The sequence below is a fragment of the Massilia sp. CT11-137 genome (assembly GCF_047302885.1).
Classification (GTDB): domain Bacteria; phylum Pseudomonadota; class Gammaproteobacteria; order Burkholderiales; family Burkholderiaceae_D; genus Telluria; species Telluria orientalis.
In genome coordinates, this window is the sequence record NZ_JBKYMP010000001.1 from 2,345,401 (window position 1) to 2,361,608 (window position 16,208).

Here is a 16,208-nt window from a genome sequence, read left to right on the forward strand (position 1 = left end):
AAAGGGCGGTGCCGTTGGCATCGCCTTTTGCTTTGTGGGGTGGGCACGGGGTGCCCACCCCACGATCCTATGATCGGTTAAGATTCCCTGATCGCAGAACAATAACAATTCATCCATGACCCAGAGCTTCTTCCAGACCTTCATCCTGCTGCTGCTGGTCACCGACCCCTTCGGCAACGTCCCCCTGTTCGTGACGGCGCTGAAGGACGTGGCCCCGGCCCGCCGCCCGCGCATCGTCGTGCGCGAATGCGCCATCGCCTTTCTCCTGCTGCTGCTGTTCATGTTCTTCGGCCGCCACTTCCTCGCGGCGCTGCAACTCACCGACATCTCGCTGCGCATCGGCGGCAGCGTCATCCTGCTGATCATCGCGATCCGCATGATCTTCCCGCATCCGGACGGCGTGCTCGGCCGCAGCGAAGGCGGCGAGCCGTTCATCGTGCCGCTCGCGATTCCCGCGCTGGCCGGGCCGTCCGCGCTGGCCACCGTGCTGCTGTTCACGTCGCAGTCGGTGGAGGAGGTGATGGTGCACGTGGCCGCGCTGGCGGCCGTCGCCATCATCTGGCTCGCCGTCTTCCTCGGCGCCGAACGCCTGCAGAAGGTGCTGGGCACCCAGGTCATGACGGCGTTCGAGCGCCTGATGGGCCTGATCCTGACCGCGATGTCGATCGAGATGCTGCTGGGCGGCGTGCGCGCCTTCGTCAAGACTTTATAACCTCAAGGATTCAACATGACCCCGATGATCCGCGCCGGTTTCCTCGGCCTCGCACTCGCGCTGTCCCTCGCCGCCTGCAAGCGCCGGGAAGAGGCGCCGGCCGCCCCGGTGAAGGCCGACACCTCCACCATCAGCTTCCAGAAGATCGACACGACCGCCGGCACGGGCGCCGAAGCCAGGGCCGGCTCCCACGTCACCGTCAACTACACGGGCTGGCTGTACCTGCCGGACGCGCCCGACCACCATGGCGAGAAATTCGACAGCTCCATCGGCCGCAAGCCGTTCACGTTCCGCCTCGGCAGCGGCATGGTGATTCCGGGCTGGGACCAGGGCGTCGACGGCATGAAGGTGGGCGGCAAGCGCACGCTCGTCATTCCCGCCGCGCTGGGCTATGGCGCGGAAGGCGCGGGCCCGATCCCGCCGAACGCCAACCTGATCTTCGACGTCGAACTGCTCGACGTGCAATAAGCCGCAGCGCATGCACGCGTGGATGCACCATCCGCAGGGCGAGCTGGCCGAGGCCCTGCACGGCATCGGCTTCTATTCGACCGTGGACGAGCCGTGGCCGCCGGCGCAGCCGCAGCTGAACCGGTTCCCGGCGATGGTGTACTGCAGCCTGAACTTTTTCACGGAGGGCGCCGCCGCGCTGCCCGGCGACGACGGCGAATTGCGCGCCATGTCCGACCTGATCGTGTCCGGGCCGCGCACGCGGCCGATCGCGTCGCTCACGCTGGCGCCGCTGCGCACGGTGGGCATCGTGCTGTATCCGGATGCCTTCGCGTTGCTGACGGGGCTCTCCCCGGCGGCACTCCAGGACCGCAACGACCCCGCCGACGGCCTGCTCGACGACACCTGGGCGGACTGGCCGCAGGCATTGCGCGCGTGCGCCGACGACGCCGCGCAGGCGGCGTGGATCGAAGCGCGGCTGGGCGAGCGCTGGCACGCCGTGCGCGGACGCTGGGATGCGGAGCTCGGTGCGAGCCTGCGCAGCATCGCCGCCACCGCGCCCGAGCTGGGCGTCGGCGCGCGCCAGACGCAGCGGCAATACCGGGCCCGCGTGGGCCTGAGCCCCGCGCAGGCGCGCCGCCTGCAGCGCATGAACGCGGCCGTGTACGCGTTGCGCGACCCGCATGCCCCGGCGCGCTCGCTCGCGGACCTGGCCGCGGAACTGGGCTATGCCGACCAGGCCCACATGGCGCGCGAACTGCGCGAGCTGGCCTTCCTGCCGCCGTCGCGGCTGGAAGCGCACATCGAGACCGATCCCGAATACTGGCCCTATCGGCTGTGATGTCGGGTTTATACAAGCCGGGCTGACGTCCGCCGGCGACAATCGTGCCTTTCCGAACGAGGCACGACCATGAAGATCACTTTTCTCACCTACGGCACCGAAGGCGATACCCGGCCGCTGCTGGCGCTGGCGCGCGAAGTCGCCGACCGGGGCCACGAGGCGCACGTGCTGGCCGACGTCGCGGGCGCCCCGCGCGCGCAGGCCCTCGGCATTCCGTTCACCGCACTGGCCGGCGACATGCGCGGCGCGTTCCAGCCGGGCGGCGCGTTCGGCGCGCTGCTGAAGGATGGCGCCAGCATGTCCCGCCTGATGCGCGCCTGCGCGACGCTCGCGCGCGACAACACGCTGCCGTGGATGGAGGCGGCGTGTACGGCCGCGCGCGGCAGCGACCTGATCGTGTATTCGGGACTGGCCGGCTTCGTCGGCCTCGCGGTGGCGGAGGGGCTCGGCATCCCGTGCATCGGCGCCGCGATGTGGCCGATGACGCCCACGCGCGAATTCGCGCCGCCGTTCCTGAACATGCACCGCCTGCCGGGCTGGGCCAATATGCTGGCCCACCGCGCGTTCGAACGGATGGCGTGGTCGATGTTCGGCCCGGAACTGAACCGTGCCCGCGCGCGGGTGTTCGGCACCCCGCCGCGCCAGCAACCCTGGCGCGACATGCCGCTGCTCGTCGGCTGCTCCCCCACGTTGCTGGCGCGCCCGGCCGACTGGCCGCCGAACGTCGCGGTCACGGGCGTCTGGCAGTTGCCGGCGGGGGAGGGCTTTACACCGCCGCGCGCGTTGCTGGACTTCCTGGAGGCCGGGCCCGCGCCCGTCTACATCGGCTTCGGCAGCATGGCGGGCATCGCCCAGGGCACCCTGGTCGATGCGATCGCGGCCGTGGCCAGCGGGCGGCGCGTGCTGTTCCATCCGGGCTGGAGCGGCATCGATTCATCCGGCCTGGCGCCCGACGTGTACGTGCTGGACGACACGCCGCACGACTGGCTGTTCCCGCGCACGGCGCTCGTCGTGCATCACGGCGGCGCGGGCACGAGCCACGCCGCGGCGCGTGCGGGCGTGCCGTCCGTCGTCGTGCCGTTCGCCGGCGACCAGTTCTTCTGGGCGCGGCGCATGGCGCTGCGCGGGATCGCCGCGGCCTGTCCGGCGGCCGGGCTCGACAGCGCGCGCCTCGTGCAGGCCGTGGCCGCGGCATCGCAGCCGGCCATGCGGGAGGAAGCGCGGCGCGTGGGGCAGGCGATGCGGGAAGAGGACGGCGTGCGGACGGCCGTCGATCTGCTGCTGGGGGCGCACATTTGCACAAATGCTAAATAAAATTGCACTTTGGAAATCCGAATGGCTATAATTTCCAGATCAATTATAAAAACCGAGAGAGTCCATGAGCCATTCCCGTGCAGTCGTTTTCATCGATCCCGCCATCGCCGGCTGGGAAGACATCGCCGCCTCCGCAGGCCACGCACGCGTCGTCGTGCTGGATGACGAACAGGATGGCCTGCTCCAGATCGCCGCCGCGCTGGCGGCCGAGCGCGACCTGGCCGCCATCCACATCGTCTCGCACGGCAGCGCCGGCCGGATCGTGCTGGGCAGCACGGTCGTGACCGCCGGCGTGCTCGCGCATCATGCCGGCGCGCTCGCGACGATCGGCCGCAGCCTGGCCGCGGCGGGCGACATCCTGCTGTACGGCTGCGAAGTCGGCCAGGGCGCGGCCGGTGCAGCGTTCCTGGAGCAGCTGTCCGACTACACGGGCAGCGACGTGGCGGCGTCGACCGGCCTGACCGGTGCGGCCGCGCTGGGCGGCGACTGGCATCTGGAAGCGCACGTGGGCACGATCACGGCCCGGCCGCTGGCGGCGCCGGCCTTTGCCGGCACGCTGGCGCTCGTCGGCGGCACCGTCAATAACGACCGCCTGGCCGGCACCGCGGGCGCGGATTCGATGACGGGCGGCGCCGGCGACGACGTCCTCGTCGGCAGCGCCGGCAACGACACGATGGATGGCGGCGCCAATGGCGCGTACGGCGACACCGTCGATTATTCGGCCGGCCCGGCGGGCGTGTCGGTCAACCTGGCAGCGGGCACCGCCAGGGACAACTGGGGCAATACGGACACGCTGACCGGCATCGAGCACATCACCGGCTCCGCATTCGCCGATACGCTGGTCGGCTCGGCCGGCCAGAACTGGTTCCGCCCGGGCAAGGGCAACGACACCGTCAACGGCGGTGGCGGCGACGACGTCGTCATGTACGAGGGCATCACCACCAGCGTCACCATCAACCTGCGGACGGGCGTCGCCACCGGCGCGGACGTCGGCACCGACACGCTGACCGGCATCCGCAACATCCACACGGGCGCGGGCGCGGACATCATCCAGTTGTCGGACCAGGGCGGCTACGTGTTCGCGCGCGGCGGCAACGACAGGATCACGGGCGGCAACGCGAGCGACACCTTCTTCGGCGGCAGCGGCAACGACACGATCGACGGCGGCGCCGGCCGCGACACGGCCAACTACATGGACGATACCTATGACGGCACCGTGAACGTGGCGGTCACGGGGCTGGGCGTCAAGGTCAACCTCGCCACCGGCATCGCGACGGACAACTGGGGCCACACGGATACGCTCCTGAACATCGAAGACGTGTCCGGGTCGCGCTTCGGCGACGCCATCACGGGCAATGCGGTCGACAACAACCTGCGCGGCGAGGATGGCAACGACACGATCTCCGGCGATGCCGGCAGCGACTGGCTCGACGGCGGCAACGGTGCCGACAGCCTGCTGGGCGGCCTCGGCTTCGACCAGCTGACGGGCGGCGCCGGCAACGACACGCTCGACGGCGGCGCCGACCGCGACCGCGTCACCTATTTCAACGACTACGGCACCATCGCGCCGACGGGCAAGGGCGTCATCGTCAACCTGGCGACCGGTAGCGCGACCGACAACTGGGGCAACACGGACAAGCTCGTCAGCATCGAGGACGTGTCCGGTTCGCGCTATGCCGACACGTTGACCGGCAACGCGGCCGACAACAGCCTGAACGGCGACGACGGCAACGACACGATCTCCGGCGATGCCGGCAGCGACTGGCTCGACGGCGGCAACGGTGCCGACAGCCTGCTGGGCGGTCTCGGCATGGACCAACTGTCGGGCGGCGCCGGCAACGATACGATCGACGGCGGCGCCGACCGCGACCGCGTCAACTATTTCAACGACTATGGCACCATCGCGCCGACGGGCAAGGGCGTCGTCGTCAACCTGGCGCTAGGCACCGCGACCGACAACTGGGGCAACACGGACAAGCTCGTCGGCATCGAGGACGTGTCCGGCTCGCGCTACGGCGACGTCCTGACCGGCAACGCGGCCGACAACAGCCTGAACGGCGACGACGGCAACGACACGATCTCCGGCGATGCCGGCAACGACTGGCTCGACGGCGGCAACGGTGCCGACAGCATGACGGGCGGCGCCGGGTTCGACCAGCTGACGGGCGGCGCCGGCAACGACACGCTCGACGGCGGCGCCGACCACGACCGCGTCAACTACAACTACGAGTACCCCGTCACCGGGCTCACCGGCAAGGGCGTGACGGTCAATCTCGCAACGGGTGTCGCCATCGACAACTGGGGCAATACGGACAAGCTCGTCGGCATCGAAGAGGTGACCGGCTCGCGCTTCGCCGACGTCATCACGGGCGATGCGCAGGATAACTACCTGTGGGGCGAAGAAGGCAACGACAGCCTGGCAGGTGCAGGCGGTTCGGACATGCTGACCGGGAACAGCGGCAACGACACGCTGGACGGCGGCGACGGCCGCGACCGCGCCAATTACTCGGACGACTACCGCGGCCCGGCACCCACCGGCAAGGGCGTGGCGGTGAACCTGGTCACGGGCGTGGCGACCGACAACTGGGGCAACACGGACAAGCTCGTCGGCATCGAGGACGTGTCCGGTTCGCGCTATGCCGACACGCTGACCGGCAACGCGGCCGACAACAGCCTGAACGGCGACGACGGCAACGACACGATCTTCGGCGATGCCGGCAGCGACTGGCTCGACGGCGGCAACGGTGCCGACAGCCTGCTGGGCGGCCTCGGGATGGACCAGCTGTCGGGCGGTGCCGGCAACGACACGATCGATGGCGGCGCCGACCGCGACCGCGTCACCTATTTCAACGACTACGGCACCATCGCGCCGACGGGCAAGGGCGTCATCGTCAACCTGGCGACCGGTAGCGCGACCGACAACTGGGGCAACACGGACAAGCTCGTCGGCATCGAGGACGTGTCCGGTTCGCGCTACGGCGACGTCCTGACCGGCGACGCCAACGACAACAGCTTCTACGGCGACGACGGCAACGACACGATCTCCGGCGGCGCGGGCAACGACTGGCTCGACGCCGGCGCCGGCAACGACAGCCTGCTGGGCGGCATCGGTACGGACCAGCTGTCCGGCGGCGCGGGCAACGACACGATCGACGGCGGCGATGGCCGCGACAACGTCACCTACGACAACGACTACGGCAGCATCGCGCCGACCGGGAAGGGCGTCGTCGTCAACCTGGCGACCGGTGTCGCGACCGACAACTGGGGCAACACAGACAAGCTCGTCGGCATCGAAGCCGTCGCCGGTTCGCGCTATGGCGACTTCATCACGGGCAACGCGGGCGACAACGACCTGTTCGGCCAGGACGGCAACGACACGCTGGCGGGCGGCGATGGCAACGACTGGCTCGACGGCGGCAACGGCAGCGACGTCCTGCAGGGCGGCAGCGGCGTCGACGCGTTCGCGGGCGGGACCGGCAACGACACGATCGACGGCGGCGACGGCCGCGACCTCGTCTCGTACACCAACGACTACGGCGCACTCCCGATCAGCGGCGTGGGCGTGAAAGTCAACCTGGCCACCGGCGTCGCGACCGACAACTGGGGCAACACGGATACGCTCGTCAGCATCGAGGACGTGTCGGGTTCGCGCTTCGCCGACAAGCTGACCGGCAATGGCGCCGACAATGCCCTGATGGGCGGCGCCGGCGACGACGTGCTCGCGGGTGGCGGCGGTGCCGACCGGCTCAACGGCGATGCCGGCGACGACACCCTGGACGGCGGCAGCGGCAGCGACACGTTGAGCGGCGGCGACGGCAGCGACACGTACTACGTCGACAATGCCGGCGACATCGTGATCGAGACCAACGCATCCGCAGCGGGCGGGATCGACGAGGTCGTGGCGTCGGCCAGCCATGTGCTGGGTCTCAACGTCGAGAACCTGACCCTGCTGGGCGGGACCATCAACGGCACCGGCAATGCGCTGGGCAACCTGATCATCGCCGGTTCGGGCGTGAACGCGATCGACGGCGGCGCCGGCATCGACACGCTGTCGTTCGAAACGGCCACCACGTCCGGCACGACCGGCGTGGCGCTGGCATTGGGCGCGGCCGGCGTGAAGACGACCGCGGCGGGGATTTCCGGCGCGGACACCGTGGTCAACATCGAAAACCTGATCGGGTCGGACTACAACGACACCTTGTCCGGCAACGCCGGCGTCAACGTCATCCATGGCGGCGAGGGCAACGACGTCCTCAACGGCATGGGCGGCAACGACGTGCTGTTCGGCGGCGCGGGCAGCGACGCGTTCGTCTTCACGACGGCGCTGAGCGCCACGGCCAATGTCGTCCGGATCGAGGACTTCTCGAAAGGGGAGGACAAGCTCCGGCTGGAAAACGCGATCTTCACGAAGCTGGCGGCCACGGGGACGCTCGGGGCCAACAATTTCAGGGTGATCGGTTCGGCGGCCCTCGATGCGGACGACTACATCCAGTACGACAAGGCCACCGGCGCCCTGTACTACGACGCGGACGGTTCGGGCGCGGGCGCGGCCGTCAAGTTCGCCATCGTCGGCGTCAACCTGGCGCTGGCCAGCACCGACTTCATGGTGATCTGAGGCAGGGCAGGCCGGTTCGCGCGGACTTCCTGGGTATATACTGGACCATCGTTGCCCGATGACCAGTCCAGGAACCGTGGGTCCCCAATGAACCAGTCGCTCTCCCGCCCGACGAGGATCAGCTACTACCTGATCATCCTGTTGCTGCTGGCGACGCCGGCGCTGCTGGCCTGGCAGCACTACGGGATGGTCAGGACCATCGAGATCTCGCCCGGCCAGCCGCACGGCGCCCGGGTCGCGGACGACCGGCCCGAATTGGGCGGCAACTCGGTGGGCATCCTGGAGCGCACCCCCGATGCGATCGTCATGCGGTGCGCGCTGGGCACGGTCGCGACTTACGGCTTCTGCAAGCTGCAGTTCCTGCTGGGCCGGCCCGGCAAGGGGATCGATCTGTCCGGGTTCGACTCGATCGATTTCGACCTGCGCTACACGGGGCGGCCGCCGCGTATCATCAAGCTGCACCTGATGAATTTCGAGCCGGAGTTCTCCACCCCCGGCGACTGGAATTCGCAGCGCTTCAACGAGGCGGAAATCGACTTGTCGCGGCAGGCCACCCCGTTCACGATTCCGATGAACGTCCTGCGCACCGCCGACTGGTGGCGCAGCACGCACAGGATCCCGCTGTCCAAGAGCTACCCCCGGCTGGACCGCGTGACGGCCGTGGAATTGTCGACGGGCGCCGTCCCGCAGGGGCAGACCATCACGCTCGAGGTGCGCTCGCTCCGCTTCCACGGCAAGTGGATCTCGAAGACGGCGCTGCTCATGGGCCTGGTGTTCGCCTGGATCGCCTGCGGCATCCTCGGCCTGTCGCTGGGCCTGCTGCATTTCCGGGACAGCCTGTCCGCCACCAAGTCGCGCCTGGAACACCTGGCCGCCGTCGACCGTGAACGCAAGGCGGCCGAGGCGGCGCGCGAGGCGGCGCTGGCCGAGGCCGTCGGCCTCGCGCGCCAGCGCAGCAATTTTCTCGCGCAGATGAGCCATGAATTGCGCACCCCGCTCAATGCCATCATCGGCTATGCGCAATTGCTCAAGCGCGACAGGCACCTGTTGAACGACCGGCAGGCCACCGGCCTCGCCACCATCCACGAAAGCGGCCAGCACCTGCTCACCCTCATCAACGACATCCTGGACCTGGCGCGGGTCGAGGCCGGCAGGATGGTGCTGTATCCGGCCGCCGTCCACCTCGGCACATTCCTGCAGGTGGTCGTCGACATCATGCGCGTGAAGGCCGAGGAGAAGGGCCTGGCGTTCGAGTACGCGCTCGCGCCCGATGTGCCGGCCGCCGTGACGATCGACGAGACGCGCCTGCGCCAGGTGCTGCTCAACCTGCTCGGCAACGCGGTGAAATTCACCGATCGCGGGACGGTCTCGCTGCGGGTGGCGCGCGTGCCGGCGGCAAGCGCGGACGACGCCAGCGTACGGCTGCGCTTCGAGGTGGCCGACACCGGCATCGGCATGAGCGCGCAACAGCTCGGCCGCCTGTTTCGCCCGTTCGAACAGGTGGCCGACGTGCCGCGGCGTGCCGGCGGCACGGGCCTGGGCCTGGCCATCAGCCAGCAACTGGTGCGCCTGATGGGCGGCACCATCGGCGTTTCCAGCGAACCGGACAAGGGCAGCACGTTCTGGTTCGAACTCGCCGCGCCGGTCGCCACCGGCAGCCCGGCCAGCGCGCCGTCGCAGCGCACGATCATCGGCTATGAAGGCGAGCGCAAGCGCGTGCTGATCGTCGACGACGTCCCGCAGAACCGCGCGATGCTCGTCGACCTGCTGCAGGCCGTGGGCTTCGTCGTGGCCGCGGCCGAGAACGGTCTCGAATGCCTCGCCCTGCTCGACAGCTTCAAGCCCGACCTGATCGTGATGGACGTCATGATGCCTGTCATCGACGGCAACGAGACGACGCGGCGGATCCGCCAGATGCCGGCGTGGCGCCGGGTGCCCGTCATCGCCGTGACGGCCGGCGCGAGCCGCGAGGACGAGGCGCGGTGCCGGGAAGCGGGCGCCGACGCCTTCGTGCCCAAGCCGGTCGAGCACGACGTCCTGCTGCGCGCCATCGGCACACAGCTGGGCCTGGCGTGGATCACCGGCCCGGCTGCGCCGGACGCGCCCCCGGAGGAGGACGAGGCCGCGCTCGTCGTCCCGCCCACCGAAGAGATCGAGGTGCTGTGGCAGCTGGTGCGGATCGGGAACATGCGCAAGATCCGCGAGCAGGCCGGCTACCTGCGGACGCTCGACCCGTCCTATGCGCCGTTCGCCGACCACCTCGATGCGCTCGCGCGGGGCTATCACTCGAAGGACCTGGCCGCGTTCGTGGCCCGCTACCGGACCGAGGACGTCGTGCGGCCGGCGGTTTGACGACAAACAAATACACTGTGTCGGAAAAATTTACATCAATGCAATTATTCAGAAACAAAAATTCGGCAAAAACGAAACAAGCGTTTGATTAATTGAAGAAATAACTCTTGGTTACAGTTAATGGCATACCCCTTGCTTGACTGCGGATGAGCCTGCCGGTGCCCGGCGGGATCTTCAACAATCGACAGGGAGTCCGCTTTGAGAACGCTTTCCGCCATTGCTGTAGCCATCGGCGTGCTGACCACGTCGCTGGCGTACGGCGCCACGACCTCCACCCAGTTCCACCTCGACCGCGACGCGCGCATCGTCGACCTGGGCCTCGCGCCCCAGTCGGAAGTGCGCCAGATCACGCTGTCGCTGGCGGTGAAAAACGCCGCCGCGATGGACGCGAACGCGGCGTCGATCGTCGACCCGTCCAGCCCGAACTACCGCAAATTCCTGACGCCGGCGCAGGTCGGCAGCCTGTACGGCCAGGACGCCACGTCCATCGCCCAGGTGGTGAACTTCCTGCAGTCCCAGGGCCTGACGGTCACGAAAGTCTATGCGAACAACCTGCTGATTTCCGCGAAGGGCACGAATGCGCAACTGGCCGCCGTGTTCGGCAGTCCGATCCATGCCTACCAGTCGCTGGGCCGCAAATACGAGGCGCCGGCGGGAACGACTGTCGTGCCCGCCAATTTGTCCGGCATCGTCAAGGCCGTGCACGGCCTGAACGGCCGTCCGCTCTTCCACAGCAATATCGTGCGCCAGCCGGCCTCGGGCGTGGCGACCGGCGAATCGAAGCTCGTGCCGAGCCGTATCCCGACCGCGAACGCCGCGGCCGCATCCTTGCCGGGCGAGTACACGGTACGGGACCTGGCCACCAGATACAACGTGACGCCGCTGTATTCGGCCGGCGTGACGGGCGCCGGCAAGACCATCGGCATCGCCACCCTGGCCGGCTATCGCCAGTCCGATGCGTACGGCTACTGGAATGCGCTGGGGCTGAACGTGGCGCCCAACCGCATCACCGACGTGCTGGTCGACGGCGGCCCGCTGCCGGATGACGGTCCGGGCAGCGACGGCGCCGGCGAGACCACGCTCGACATCGAGCAATCGGGCGGCGTGGCACCGGGCGCGAACATCCGCGTCTACCTGGCGCCGAACCAGGGCAATGGTTTCCTGGACATGTTCGCCACGGCCGTCGACGAGAACATCGTCGACACGCTGTCCGTGAGCTGGGGCGCCGCGGAGGTATTCAATGACCCGGGGGACCTGGCCGTCTTCCACGCCGTGTTCGTCCAGGCCGCGCTGCAGGGCATTCCCGTGATCGCCGCCTCGGGCGACGCCGGCGCCTTCGACATCAACAGCGCGCTGCCGTATCCCGCCTGCACGACCCTGCTGACGACCGATCACCCGGCGTCCGACACGGCCGTGCTGGCCGCCGGCGGCACGACCCTGCCGCACACGCAGGTGCACAAGTACGGCAACATCACGATCCCGACCGAGCGCGCGTGGGCGTGGGACTACCTGCGCAACTACATCACGCAGTACTACGGCCAGACCACGTATTACACGGATTACTTTCCAGTGGGCGGCGGTGGCGGCGTGAGCGTGGACTTCGGCCGGCCGTCGTACCAGAACAACCTGGCCGGCGTCGCGTCGACCTCGGCGGCGCAAAGCCTGTACTGCAAGGCGTCCGTGCTGGGCGATCCGGGCACGGGCTACGAATGGCTGATCGACCTGCCGCCCGCCGTGCCGGGCCGCAACCTGCCGGACGTGTCGCTCAACGCCGACCCGTACAGCGGCTACCTCGTGTACTTCGAAGGGAAGTGGGGTTCGGGCAGCGGCGGCACGAGCTTCGTCGCGCCGCAACTGAACGGTATCTTCACCCTGATCGCGGCCGGCAAGAACGACCGCCTGGGTCTGCTGCATCCGCAACTGTACGGCGCCTTCAAGACCTATGGCTACGGCGCGAAATCGCCGTTCCGCGCGATCACGGCCGGCACCAATCTCTACTACAAGAGCACGAACACGTTCAATCCGGCGACGGGTCTCGGCTCGCTCGACGTGACGAACCTCGCGCGCGCATTCGGCGTGAATTTGTGAACCCTTCAGGAACAACCCAATGAAATCGATCAAGCACATGCTGTTCGGCCTCGTCCTCGCGACCTGCGCCGTCTTCAACGCCTCCGCCACGCCGACGTACAGCGACATGTTCTTCGTCGTGCCCGAGTTCGGCCCGGCCACGACCCAGACCTGGGACTTCGGCATCTCGGCACCCGGCGCCCTGGCCGGCGAGACGTTCGAGTTCGACTTCCTGTTCAACACGCCGCCCGAACCCGCATGGTTCTCGTTCGTCGTGTTCCCGGACCTTGCCGGCTCGATCGCCTTCACCGACCTCGGCTTCTTCGCTGGCGACCTCTTCACGCCGATCGACGCGCTCAGCCTGAGCCTGGCGAGCGAGCTGGCGCAAGGTGCGGGCTGGATCACGAGCGGCACGTATGACCTGCGCCTGGCCGGCACGTTCCTCGTCGACGGCGCCGGCTTCACGGGGCGTGCGGAGTCCGACATTCCGGAACCCGTGAGCCTGGCGCTGGTGGGGCTCGGCCTGGCAGGGATGGCCGGTGTGCGGCGGCGCAAGGCGGTTGCGTAGGTGCGCCGCTAGGAAGCTGAGCCATAACTGTCCAAGTGTTTCTGCTGTGAGACAATTTGGTTGCCCAATGTGACAATTATGTCGGGCATGTAATGCAGTATCTTTGGTGAATGGAGATGTCACTTGGCAATATCGGCTCATGCAGGGAACCAGTCGGCCCAAATTCAGGTGCGTCGCCCTGCATGGGCCGACATGCAGCGGCACTATCCTTCGAAAGCAATTTCGACCCCGACGTTATATGACCAGATGATCGGAGGACGTTTCAAGAAATTGTATGAGCAGCCGGCTTATACAAATACATGTGCCGTGCGCATGTCCTATGCGTTGAATCGCAGCGGACTGAAGCTGGCGAAACATCCTGACGAAGGGGCGAGCGTCGAGGGAGGAGACGGGTATACCTACTGGATTCGGGTCGCTAATCTGAAGGCTTACCTGATCGATCGGTTCAAGGGAGCCGACGAGGAGCTGCATCTCCCCGCGATTCCGTCGTCACTCCTCGATGACAACGCGGCCATGAGCAAGCAGTTCAAGGAACGCGTCCGGCAAGCGGAGGCATGGTTGACTTCGAAGTTGAGTGGACGCAATGGGATTGTAGTGTTCGATGTTTCTGGATGGCGTGATGCAAGTGGCCACTTTACGTTATGGGATGGGACGGCGACGACGCTTGCATACGCAGATCCTCACGACGATCCGACCAATAATCTGTACTATTTTTGGCTTACCGAACTGCGTGAATCGAAGTCCATCGTCCAGACGACGAAAGTGCGGTTTTGGGAGTTGAAATGAGACGGTTATGGGTGATTGCCGCGTTCTTGATGGCTTGCGCGTCAAATGGTTGGGCTGCAGAACTCTGTCCTCGCACGGATCTAAGCACGGAATGGTCGGAAAAATGCTTCCAGGCTCAGGGCGCCGTGCGGAAAGTGAAGGACCAGTTCGTCGATAGACTACGATCGGGCGGCGGTGCAACCAGGATCCTCGTCTCGGAAACGCGAGAACTGCTGGCCATTGACCGCCACGGCCGCGTCATCCTCCCGAACATTGCCTACACGGGAGATTTCGACCTGCCGAACCCCGACGGGATCGGACGGTTTGCTTCAGTGACTTCCCTCAAGCACGGAACGAAAACACAATGCGGATATTTCCGAGAGGAGAATTTCAAAATCATTGTCGCCGCGCAGTTTGATTATTGCGAAGCGTTTGTCGATGGGACGGCACAGGCCTGCGTCGATTGCGTGGCGTATTGTGACGACGAGGAGTGCCATGGCAAGACCCTGGTCGGCGGGCGAGGTGTCGAGTTGGACACCGAGGGCAAGATCCGTCGGCGTTTCGATTTGCCGAACGTGGATGCGGTGTGTGGGCAATCCGGTGGCGCGCATATTGAAAAACTCATCAATGGCATGGCGATGCTGCACTGTTCAACAAAGAAGAGTGGGCCATTCGATCGGCTCCGCTAATTGTTCAGGAATAGAGGATGGCAGGAGAAATCATAAGGAAGGGCGACCCGACAAGCCATGGCGGAACCGTGTTGGAAGGATCGTTGACCGACATTTGCCATGGTATGCCGATAGCGTACATCGGGCATAAGGTGCATTGCCCCAAATGCCGTGGCGATTTTCCTATCGTCGAGGGTGTCATTACGACGACGTTCTACGGAAAGGGTGTGGCGATCGCCGGGATGAAAACCTCCTGCGGTGCAAGCCTCATCCCCACGCAATTTACTGACATTGTGGAATATGGCGGCGGCGCCCAAGTCAATGACATCGGTCGGCAAGCTCGGGAAAACTCTGCTGTGGCCGGGACGCAGAGCAAAACGGCATCGGACACTGGTCACGAGGCGGAGGGCCGGGACAAGGTGGTGAAGCGGTTATTCTGGACTTACGGTATGTCAGAGTTGCCGCTGGAGGATGTGTCCAGGCATTACGTCGATTTGAATCTGCACGTTGAGACCGGAAACTATTCGCCAGGGGAAACTGTCGACATCACGCTAAAAAACGATGACGGATCAGAACTCATGGCGGGTGTGCAATCCCTGAATTTGACAGCAGTTGTCGGACCGGATGGCTCAGCCAAAATACGAGATGTGTTCAAAGGAAAGACGGTTCAGATTGGCGTCATCGGGTAACACGTTATCGACGGCGCTACATGCCTCTGATCGCACATAGCGCCGTCGCGCCCCACTTTACTCGACCCCGCTGCCCGACCCTTCGACGAGCACCGGCGCCCGATAACCCGCCGGCTTGTCGCCGACCCGGGACCCGCCGTACATCATCCCCTGCATCGCGTTCGTGAAGAAATAGTAGGGGAAGGGCGTCACGGGCCTGCTGGCCTCGTCCAGCCGCCTGGCCAGATCGAAGGGGAGTTCGAAGTCGAGCGCCCCGAGGTTTGTGTCGAGCTGCTCCGGCCGCGACGCGCCCACGATCACGCTGGCCACGCCCGGACGGTTCGCCACCCAGTTCAGGGCGACTTGCGCCGGCGGCCGGCCGATTTCATTGGCCACTTGCTCCAGCGTGTCGAGGATCTGGAAGTTGCGTTCCGTGAGGTGCTGGAAGGCCGGGTTGCCATTGCCTTGCATGGCGGCGAGGCGTCCATCGGCGAGCGCATCGCGGCGGTAGCGTCCGGCCAGCAGGCCGCTCGCCAGCGGGCTCCATACGGTGATGCCCATGCCGAGCTCGGTGGCCAGGCGCGTGTATTCGTGTTCGATGTTGCGCTCGACGAGCGAATACTGCAGTTGCAGTGCCGAGACCGGTTCATGGCCGCGCCATTCCGCCAGCGTCTGGGCGCGCGCCGCATACCAGGCGGGCACGTCCGACAGGCCGATGTGGCGAATCTTGCCGGCACGGACGAGATCGTCGAGCGTGCGCATCACTTCTTCCACCGGCGTCAGCTGGTCCCAGGCGTGCACGTAGAACACGTCGAGGTAATCCGTCTGCAGGCGCTTGAGCGAGCCTTCGACCGCGCGCAGCAGGTTCTTGCGGCCGTTGCCGCCGCCATTCGGATTCGCGGCCGCCAGGTTGAACGTGTATTTGCTCGCCAGCACGAGTTCGTCACGCGAGCCGCTGGCCTTGATGAATTCGCCCAGCCACGTTTCGCTCGTGCCGTTCGTGTACACGTCGGCCGTGTCGATGAAATTGCCGCCGCGGTCGCGATAAAGATTGAAGACCGTCTCGGCCGCCGACTTGTCGGCGCCCCAGCCCCATTCCGTTCCGAACGTCATCGCGCCCAGCGACAAACGGCTGACGCGCAGGCCCGTACGGCCAAGGGTGTAGTAGACCGGCTGATTCATTTCGTTCTC

Annotated in this window: 12 protein-coding genes; 11 read left to right on the plus strand and 1 reads right to left on the minus strand. The window is 66.6% G+C overall.

What is annotated here, in order from left to right:
- The first annotated feature begins 115 nt into the window (after positions 1–115).
- From ACEN98_RS10555 to ACEN98_RS10605, 11 genes are all read left to right on the plus strand, one after another.
- On the plus strand, positions 116–712 hold the full coding sequence (locus ACEN98_RS10555; protein WP_371766855.1) for a MarC family protein: 597 nt from the start codon (positions 116–118) through the stop codon (positions 710–712).
- Positions 713–727: 15 nt separating this feature from the next.
- Entirely contained in the window at positions 728–1,180 is a 453-nt protein-coding gene (locus tag ACEN98_RS10560) for an FKBP-type peptidyl-prolyl cis-trans isomerase (protein ID WP_413384111.1), read from the plus strand.
- A 10-nt stretch (positions 1,181–1,190) separates the two neighbouring features.
- Entirely contained in the window at positions 1,191–2,000 is an 810-nt protein-coding gene (locus ACEN98_RS10565) for a helix-turn-helix domain-containing protein (protein ID WP_413384112.1), read from the plus strand.
- 69 nt (positions 2,001–2,069) lie between these two features.
- The gene (locus ACEN98_RS10570) at positions 2,070–3,314 is read left to right on the plus strand and encodes a glycosyltransferase (RefSeq protein WP_413384114.1); all 1,245 of its coding nucleotides are present in this window, start codon (positions 2,070–2,072) and stop codon (positions 3,312–3,314) included.
- 64 nt (positions 3,315–3,378) lie between these two features.
- A complete protein-coding gene (locus tag ACEN98_RS10575) occupies positions 3,379–7,929 on the plus strand; it encodes a DUF4347 domain-containing protein (protein WP_413384116.1) in 4,551 nt (1,516 codons plus the stop codon).
- An 87-nt stretch (positions 7,930–8,016) separates the two neighbouring features.
- Positions 8,017–10,281: an ATP-binding protein gene (locus ACEN98_RS10580; protein WP_413384117.1), complete on the plus strand. Its 2,265-nt coding sequence runs from the start codon at positions 8,017–8,019 to the stop codon at positions 10,279–10,281.
- A gap of 198 nt (positions 10,282–10,479) precedes the next feature.
- Positions 10,480–12,369: a protease pro-enzyme activation domain-containing protein gene (locus tag ACEN98_RS10585; RefSeq protein WP_413384119.1), complete on the plus strand. Its 1,890-nt coding sequence runs from the start codon at positions 10,480–10,482 to the stop codon at positions 12,367–12,369.
- A 19-nt stretch (positions 12,370–12,388) separates the two neighbouring features.
- Complete coding sequence (locus ACEN98_RS10590; protein WP_413384121.1) at positions 12,389–12,916, plus strand: PEP-CTERM sorting domain-containing protein; 528 nt, start codon at positions 12,389–12,391, stop codon at positions 12,914–12,916.
- Between the two features lie 123 nt (positions 12,917–13,039).
- Positions 13,040–13,702, plus strand: a complete 663-nt coding sequence (locus ACEN98_RS10595; RefSeq protein ID WP_413384122.1) for a T6SS effector amidase Tae4 family protein — start codon at positions 13,040–13,042, stop codon at positions 13,700–13,702.
- A gap of 11 nt (positions 13,703–13,713) precedes the next feature.
- On the plus strand, positions 13,714–14,370 hold the full coding sequence (locus tag ACEN98_RS10600) for a hypothetical protein (RefSeq protein ID WP_413384123.1): 657 nt from the start codon (positions 13,714–13,716) through the stop codon (positions 14,368–14,370).
- Positions 14,371–14,387: 17 nt separating this feature from the next.
- Entirely contained in the window at positions 14,388–15,038 is a 651-nt protein-coding gene (locus tag ACEN98_RS10605) for a PAAR domain-containing protein (RefSeq protein WP_413384124.1), read from the plus strand.
- A 57-nt stretch (positions 15,039–15,095) separates the two neighbouring features.
- Here the strand turns inward: ACEN98_RS10605 and ACEN98_RS10610 are convergent, their stop codons facing one another.
- Entirely contained in the window at positions 15,096–16,199 is a 1,104-nt protein-coding gene (locus tag ACEN98_RS10610; RefSeq protein ID WP_413384125.1) for an aldo/keto reductase, read from the minus strand.
- Positions 16,200–16,208: the final 9 nt, after the last annotated feature.